1 protein-coding gene is annotated in these 1,128 nt (G+C 31.9%); it reads right to left on the reverse strand.

The genetic code is table 11. The features are described from left to right. Positions 1-130: 130 nt before the first annotated feature. Entirely contained in the window at positions 131-1,066 is a 936-nt protein-coding gene (locus BTO23_RS15175; RefSeq protein ID WP_146107797.1) for a hypothetical protein, read from the reverse strand. Positions 1,067-1,128 lie beyond the last annotated feature (62 nt).

Here is a 1,128-nt window from a genome sequence, read left to right on the forward strand (position 1 = left end):
CACATAACGCCTGCATAACACGTTTGCTACCATACAAACCATACCTAAATTTACCACTTAATACAGTAAACTCAAAGAAACCCAGAATGCCGAATGTAGCAAATCGTGTTGATGCGATTGTTAGGTTTATTCAGATATTGTTTAAGGATATTCCACTCTCATCCAGAATAATATAATCAGAGTTACTCAAACCAGACGCATCATACTTTCCACAAAGTTTAGCCTCATCTGTAAACAACTGAATGTTATCATTTAACGTTAAGCAACATGAGTCAAACTCATCACTTTCTTTGAATTTTTCACCATGGCTTTTATATTTCACTTCATTATACTTTGGCATTAAACTTGAAATTAAAGACCTTTCTACCAAATCGATTACGTCATTAAGTTTAGTTTCTCCTAAGTCGTATTCTTTTGGATTTTGTATTATATTTACAGCATCAACTTCAAAAGCCAATATTAATAACTCTTCACTTAACAGATTTTGTCTATTAATTGGTTCTTCTGAACTTAAAATATTAAGCCTAGCATGATGTCCTTTTGATAGCCTTTCATAGGTTGACTTTGATGTTTTACCTACATAGTGAATAAATAATTTTAGAAAGTCTTTATAATTATCAAAACCAGAAATATAACGCTCCCCTCTGCTTTTATAAAATAAAAGCTGCCAAGCACTAATTTCGATCATTCCTTCTCTGATCATGTTACCAGTATCTTTTTCTTTAATACCGATAACAAAATAGCAATTTGGATCAGAATATGTTTTGAAATTTAACAGCACATCACGACTTAAGATAGCGTCAATATACTCTGGGTAGTTAACTTTAAAAAGGTAAAAAATATCAATATAACCAACAGATTTAAACTCATCATTTGAAATAGTAATTTCAATACCGTTTTCCTGCATCTTAAAGTCAATTCTAGGATACCTAGCTTGAGCTATAGCATATAATTTACTATTTTCTAAAGACGACTTTAAATTATTTCTCTGTTGCTTATTACTAAACTCATTATTAGTAATTGGATGACTAACCAAGCTGAATGAACAGGCTTGCATCTTTCTCATGGGCATCGTTGCCTCCTATATAAACCTAACGCCTGCATAACACGTTTGCTACCATGCAGATT

It is taken from the genome of Aliivibrio sifiae (assembly GCF_002954715.1).
GTDB classification, from domain to species: domain Bacteria; phylum Pseudomonadota; class Gammaproteobacteria; order Enterobacterales; family Vibrionaceae; genus Aliivibrio; species Aliivibrio sifiae.

Coding starts and splice junctions, on each gene's coding strand:
- BTO23_RS15175 (WP_146107797.1), bottom strand. CDS start 1,066: ATGAGAAAGATGCAAGCCTGTTCATTCAGCTTGGTTAGTCATCCAATT.